The following is a 6,573-nucleotide window of genomic DNA, read 5'->3' as shown; positions in this document are numbered from 1 at the left end:
TGACGCAGTCGCCCTGATTGCCGCCCAAAACATGATAGTGGCTGGCGTCCTCACCGACATAGAAAGCGACGTGTCCGCCGCCCTCCCGGTCGAACACAAGAATCGCGCCGGGTGCCAGGCGGTCGGCTGCAATCGCCGCGCCCCAGGTCGCCCATGCTTTCGCTCGAACGGCGACATACATTTCTGAAAGATCGACGCCTCCGTCGCGCAACGAGTGCGCCACGAACAGGCCGCACCAGGGCACGCTGTCAGCATTATAGACCATGCCTAGCACCTTCGCGCCCAAGGTCTTCGCCCAGCTGAGAATAGACGCGTTGTTGGCACCCCCGGCCGCTTCGCGCGTGCCAAGGAGCGCCCGCGCGGCCAGCAGCCACGCAGGGTCTTTCGTGTTCATGTCAAACTCCCATGAAAAAGGGCGCGAAAGCGCCCGCATTGGTCAGTCTTTAGGCCGCATCATCCGTCGATCGGCACCGCACTTATTGCGCTTTCCGCCTGTTCAGCCAGCAGCCGGAAATCGACTGGGAAGGCAGTGGCAAGCATCTGCTCCGCCTGCGTGATGGCCGGGTTCTGCGGATCGATCCTGATCAGCGCGGCAGCAACATGATGGAACGCGAAACGCAGCGCCTGATTCTGCCGTTCGATCCGATCGACACGCAGCTTGTCGGCCTGCCGCTCTGCTTTCAGTTCTTCGCGGATTGTCTCCCATTCGCGATCGACCTTGGCCTCCTGCGCGTCGATCAGCATTTGCTTGCGATCGGCCCGTCCCGTCACCTGCATCCATGTCCAGCGCAGGAAGAAGAACACGGCCCCCATGGTGCCGCCGCCCGCCGCCGCCTGCACCGCATCGTCGATTATTTTTGGTTCAGGCATGTCCACCCCTTCGGCCGCTCATTAAAGCACCAGTTCCCGACCGGGGCAGGTCGCGGCGGCCAGCTTAAACAGGAATGGCTTCATATTAAGGCCGTCGGGCGAACCGTAAGTCCGCCACTTCGTCGGGTCGTAGGGATTTTCGAGCACCGTGCGAAAATCGAGTACACCGTTGATGGCTGGTCGTGAGTTTGTGACCAGGCCCGCCCGGATCAGGCCACACAGCGCAGAGACCTGCCCGTTGTTCACGTTGGCCACCTGATCACTGCCGTCCTGGGCAAGGAAGGTCGTGCCAGGGCCATCCTGTATCGGGGGGACGGTTCCCAGATAGAATTTCCGGTCGGGAAACAGATTGCGGATGCGGACCAACTCGGTAGCAACAGCCGCAGCGGTCAGGCCGTTCTTACAATCCAGCTGGCCCAATATGCATTTGAGACGGCTCGCATATTGCGCCAGCGCGATCGTGCGTGGCCGATTGGCGGCTGTGAACTGGGTGGCGGTTGTGCCGCTGCGGCCTGCGTTGATCCCGCCGAACTTGCCTCGCGTCATGCGAGCGAGGACGCCGAAAGCCCCATTGATGTCGCGTTCTTCCTTGTCGTCTCCGGCGCAATTATGGTCGCCGATGTCCAGGTCGGCTTCCTGGGCAATGTTGTCGATCACTCCCAGATGGGTGAGACCTACTCCAGATTGCGACGAACCGCCGGACTGGGTCGTCATCGTCAGGTCAGGTGTGGTGACTCCTTGGCCGATGTTGAAAGTATCGCCCGCCACCGCCGAATAGCTATTGTCATAGACATAGCCGCCCGGCGACTTGAGCCAGAACTTCACCGCGAATGGCTCGCCTGCCGGGATCGCCAGATCCGCCGTCAGTTCGTCCGGGATAGCGATGTCGCCACCTTGGTAGCTGCCCTTGACCTGACCACCAAATTTTAGCTGGCGGAACGTGCTGATCGGATATTCGATTGAGGCGGTGATTTCGAAGGTGCCAGGCAGGGCAACTTCCGCGCCAGCGTTATTTACATACCAGCCGATACCGAAAACTGGACGGGGCCGCTTAAGGTCATAGCGAGCGAAGTCGGTAGCCCGCGCCATGATCTCAATCGGCGTGCCGGTGTTGGCCGCGCTATCGGGCAGGCTGCGACCGACTGATGCGTAGCGCAGAAATGTGGGGGCGGACCCACCACCTCCGCTGCCACCAGACGGCAGATCAACCGTCTTTGTATATTCCAGCAGCCGGGTATCCAGCGCGTCAGTCCTGACGAGTTCGCTTGCGATCAGGCCAGCGGCGGCCAGTTCCTCCGAGAGAAGTGTATCAGGCATAATGATCCTACCTTAGAATGTGGCCGCCAGAGGCGTTGCGAACATAGCCCCCGGAAGAATTTCGGATGGCCGACGCCGGGGTGTTCGAGACGTCGATGATGCGGATCGCGCGAATATCGACCGAGCGATTTTCGCCCGACGGCCCTTCAAAATGCAGATGCGGCGCGCGCACTTCGGGCGGCACCGTAAATTCGAGGACGGCCATGGCGTTCGGGCTGGCGCTGGTGAGGCCGACCTCAACCATGACCGGATCGCCGCCCGGCACCGGCATCGGCGCGATCGTGCCGGTGCCATCGGGCACAATGCGCGCCAGCGCCGCGACCTTGCCGTTCTGTGTGGCCGTATAGTCGATCTCGACGCGGTAGCGGACGATACCGTTGTTCACGGCTCCGATCACGCGCCGCACAATCCGCGATGCCTCTCCGGGGGTCGGGCCGCTTTCGATCTTCAGCACGTTGTTGCCGACAGTGACTTTGGACGTTCCGGTCCCGGCTTTCACCAGCTTATAGATGCTGGGCAGCTTCACGCCGGGGAAGGTGTCGGCGATATCGACCCATGGGACGAAAGGCGAAACGCTCTCGATCGACTTGATCTTCGTGAAGGTGATCGCCGTCTCAGGCCGCGTCCCACGATAGATGCGAAACTGCATATAGGCCGGTCGCTGATAGCCGACCTGCCCGACTTTATTGACGATCTGAATGCCATTCTGCCAAATCTGAATGAACCCGTCAGTTGTCCCCTCTTTGACGACAATCTTGAACTCCTGCCGTACCCATTCAGGAAAGGCGGGGACCGCATGCAGCACCCCCGTCGTGGTGTTGATCATCACCCCGTCCTCATTGAACGTCGGGGTCTTGTCGTGGATGACGAAGTAGCCGGTGCTGCGCTCCAGGAACATCGCCAGGAAGCCAGCCGTGCCGAAGTCGCCTGCGTAAAGCAGCGTGCGGAATTCGAACAAATTCAGCCACTGATAGCCGGTAGAAATCGTGTTCGGCCCACGAATATACGAAAACTCGATCGTCGTGGTGGCGTCGCTGTCGACCGTGTTGATGTAGCCATCCAGGCCGACGCGATCGACCGGGTGATCGAGATCTTCTGGACGACGCTCGTTTTCACGAACCTCCAAACGGATCCACCCTGGCTCACCGTCTAACGAGCCGAGCTGCGTATTCCAGAACTTGCGGGGGATCGGCCCGATGACTTGGAATTTCTGGCCGCGTGTTCCGGGCGCTGTATATTCGGTGATCTCGTTACCGACGAACTTCATGGGCGGCTCGGGCGGAAATTCGGGATCGACCCCGCCGTTATCCTGTATGGTGAAGGCCACCCATGCCCCGTTTCGCCGGATGTATGCCTTGCCATCCATAGGTGCTTCGGGGACACTCGGCGCACCGGCGATCGTCTCGATCAGGCGCATGCTGGGGACCAGCACCGTGTTGTCGCCCATGTCGGAGAAAGGATAATAGCCGTCGCCGTTCGGCCCGCCGTCGACGCCGCCGGTGACGATGTTGACCCATTGGTAAAAGCGGAGGCTAAAGCGGCCCACCAATGTGGAGAGGCGGTCAAGCAGTTCGGAAAGCTGGCTCATAGTCGATCCTATCGCTTGCCGGTGCTACAGATGAGTTTGGCGCTGAAATACGTGCCACCACCCTCATCGCGGTAGGCTTCGATCGTGTAGAGATACTGGTCTTCGACAGGCACCTTATCGACCCACGGCCAAGAGACCACGGTCGGGAAGTTGCTCATTCCTGCCCGCATCGTATCGCCAATGATCGCGCTGCCAGTCTTCGCGCTTTCGCGGCGCAAGCGGAACCAGACGCGGTCATTGTCGCTACCGGTGCGCTGCATATTGACGAAGAAATCAATTTCTACATCGGTGCCTAGAGGGATCGTCAGACCTTGCGGCGACACCTGCACCGGTGTCGCCCCGCCGAAGGTCGCCCACACTTTCGTGCCGGATGGTCCGATCTGGCCGATGTCTATCCCATTCCCCCAACTTTGCTGGAAATAGGTTTTGCCGGTGACCTGATTTGCCTTGATGTTCTTCGTCTCGATCACGTCGGCGACGATGCGCTTGGCATAAATGTCAGCGCCAAACTCCCACCGTGCCGGTTCGCCGTTCTGAGCGCCTACATAGGTCAGGGGCCGGGTCGGGTTGCCGCCGTTCTGATCGACAAAGTAGAACTCGTTGGCGATGAAGGCCATGGTTGAACGCCGCGTGACCCCATCGGCAAGGATGGAGAAAGCGCCGAAAACGCCGTTCACGTCCGATCGCAGGATCGTCTTGGAATAGCTTTGGCCGTCGCCGACGAACACTTCCTGAAGGAACTGCACGGTCGCCTTGACGGTCGAGCCGTCGTCCATCGTCCCGATCGCGGCCAACTCGGAGAACTTCTGCGCCATTGTCTGCGTTGGCGAGGCCATGACCGTTTGGAGGTTCATGATAACGGCGGTGCCGTCCGCGTTCTTGGCAGCGATCAGGTCGAGGGTGGAGGCCAGCGCGCTATTTACGTCGGTCTGATCGCGGCGGAAGTTCAGGAACGTCGTGCTGACTGGCTGACCGTCGACAAAGGCAGCGGCACCCACAATCTGCACCAGATCATCCTGACGGGCATTGAGGGTGAGGATGCCCATGGCGTGGATTTCGGCGTCCGATACGACTTCCGCCGCAGGCTTGCCTGACACGCTCACCGTGTCCTTCGCGGTGTTTTCGCCCGTGACGTCCGCATTGTCCTGCGGCTTGCCTTCGCCATAGACTCCAGACCATGCCGCCGTGCCGCCAGCTTCGGCAATGCCACGGATCAAAGGGCTGTTGCGCGTGTCGTAAATGATTGGCGCAGCCGCTTGGACGGGGGCTGCATCGTCGGCGTCCCATGCAAACACCGCCTGTGTCTCGAACCGCAGTGCCATCAGGCATGTGCCGTTTGGCCCAATATCCTGCTCGATCACGCGGAACGGCACCCGGATGAAGCCGAGCGGCGCAAAGGTGAAAGGGAACACCTGTCCGACGCCATATTTCCACGCGCGGATGTCGAACGTCGACCGGAACATCCGGTTATACTGCGCTCGCTGCAGCACCTGTTTACACACGCGCTGCGCCTGGCTGGGACTTTCGACCCATGCCAGATCAATCGTCTGCGGCCGCTCGATCCCATCAGCGGAATCGATGCGCACGTCAGGGTAGGGCACAAGCTGGTATAGCGATGCGTTCGACGGGTCGGTATATTTGCCCGACACGACATTGGGCACGTCGGTGCCAGGATCGGGATCCCAGCTGAATTGCCCGATCACGTCGTCATCATTCAGCCCGTCGTCGGTAGCAATCGTCGCAAGATCGTTATGCGATATCGCAAACCCCAGACGCCCGTTCGTGTCGGTGAACCGGCCGCAACAGGCTGCGCACAGCATGTCGAGTACGCTCGACACGTCATCGCCCTCGGAAATGACACCCGCGCCATGATAGCGCGGCTCGGTGCCGCCCGCCGAGCGGTTTACCTGTTCGTCGCACAGGTTCGCCGCAGTGATCCAGCTCGCAAGATTGATCTTCCTGCCCGGAACGCCGGTGCCGGTGGCCAATATGCCGTTGATCCGCCAGCCCAAGACCACGCGCAGCGCGTGCAGCGCCAGATTTTCGCCGATCGTCGCGCCGTCGTCGGCCACATAGCGCCAGGTGGATTGTTCATCGACGCGCATGGGGCCGAAGCCGCCTGGGACCGTGCTATCGCGCCGGGGATCATAGAGCTTCCCGCCCCGCCCGATAATGGTAATTCGGCTTGGCAAACCGCCGGAAAAAGGACTTTCCGCCTTCTTGCTGTTGCCGGTCACCTTAAATTCGAACAGCGACCAAGCGCAGCCGGTCAGACGGTGAGATCCGTTCCATTTGCCCGATCCGAACGAAGTGACGTTGGCGGCGCTACCTTCCAACGTCTGGTATCGAACCCAGAAATAGCCGTTATACTTTCCCTGCGTGCCGCCCGCAGCCGTCCACGCCAGTTCGTCATCGAACCATATCTCGTCCACGCCCTCGATCGCGTGGCTGGCATGCGCCACGATCCAGCCGCATCGCTCCTGATCGTTTCCGAACCATTCGACATAGCGGACATCGACTGGACCGGCAGTCGATCCCAACCATGTCTTGCGAAACGCTTTCGGATCAATGGTCGCGTTGAGCCTGTCGCTCATCGAGGACGGGACCGAAGGTTGCTTAGTTAGTAGCGCTCCTGCGACCGATAGGCCGCCCGCGACGAGGAAAAGCGTCGATGCGGAAATCCCAGCAACGGTTGCTGCCCCGGCTATACCTGCGAGGCCGATTGCACCGACGCCGGTCGCGACAAGGGCGACGGCACCGACAACCAGCGCCGCCGTTTTGATGACCTTTGCCATCGT

The 6,573-nt window shown here is 60.7% G+C and carries 5 protein-coding genes; all 5 read right to left on the bottom strand.

What is annotated here, in order from left to right:
* On the bottom strand, window positions 1–394 hold a 394-nt coding region (locus tag WA070_RS08990), incomplete at its 3' end, for a TIGR02594 family protein (protein WP_422633747.1).
* 59 nt (window positions 395–453) lie between these two features.
* Complete coding sequence (locus WA070_RS08985) at window positions 454–870, bottom strand: hypothetical protein (RefSeq protein ID WP_422633746.1); 417 nt, start codon at window positions 868–870, stop codon at window positions 454–456.
* A gap of 21 nt (window positions 871–891) precedes the next feature.
* Window positions 892–2,187 (bottom strand): hypothetical protein, encoded by a 1,296-nt coding sequence (locus WA070_RS08980; protein ID WP_422633745.1) that lies wholly within the window; start codon window positions 2,185–2,187, stop codon window positions 892–894.
* A 7-nt stretch (window positions 2,188–2,194) separates the two neighbouring features.
* Window positions 2,195–3,775, bottom strand: a complete 1,581-nt coding sequence (locus WA070_RS08975; RefSeq protein WP_422633744.1) for a hypothetical protein — start codon at window positions 3,773–3,775, stop codon at window positions 2,195–2,197.
* Between the two features lie 8 nt (window positions 3,776–3,783).
* Window positions 3,784–6,570, bottom strand: coding sequence for a phage tail protein (locus tag WA070_RS08970; protein WP_422633743.1), 2,787 nt, complete (start codon window positions 6,568–6,570; stop codon window positions 3,784–3,786).
* Between the last annotated feature and the right edge of the window lie 3 nt (window positions 6,571–6,573).

The organism is Sphingobium sp. (assembly GCF_049304695.1).
Taxonomy (GTDB): domain Bacteria; phylum Pseudomonadota; class Alphaproteobacteria; order Sphingomonadales; family Sphingomonadaceae; genus Sphingobium.
Note: the sequence above shows the minus strand (reverse complement) of the source record. Positions and strands in the feature narration are given on the sequence as shown.

Bases quoted from the DNA above. Each gene is read 5' to 3' on its own strand.
- WA070_RS08985 (WP_422633746.1), bottom strand. From the start codon at position 870: ATGCCTGAACCAAAAATAATCGACGATGCGGTGCAGGCGGCGGCGGGC.
- WA070_RS08980 (WP_422633745.1), bottom strand. From the start codon at position 2,187: ATGCCTGATACACTTCTCTCGGAGGAACTGGCCGCCGCTGGCCTGATC.
- WA070_RS08975 (WP_422633744.1), bottom strand. From the start codon at position 3,775: ATGAGCCAGCTTTCCGAACTGCTTGACCGCCTCTCCACATTGGTGGGC.
- WA070_RS08970 (WP_422633743.1), bottom strand. From the start codon at position 6,570: ATGGCAAAGGTCATCAAAACGGCGGCGCTGGTTGTCGGTGCCGTCGCC.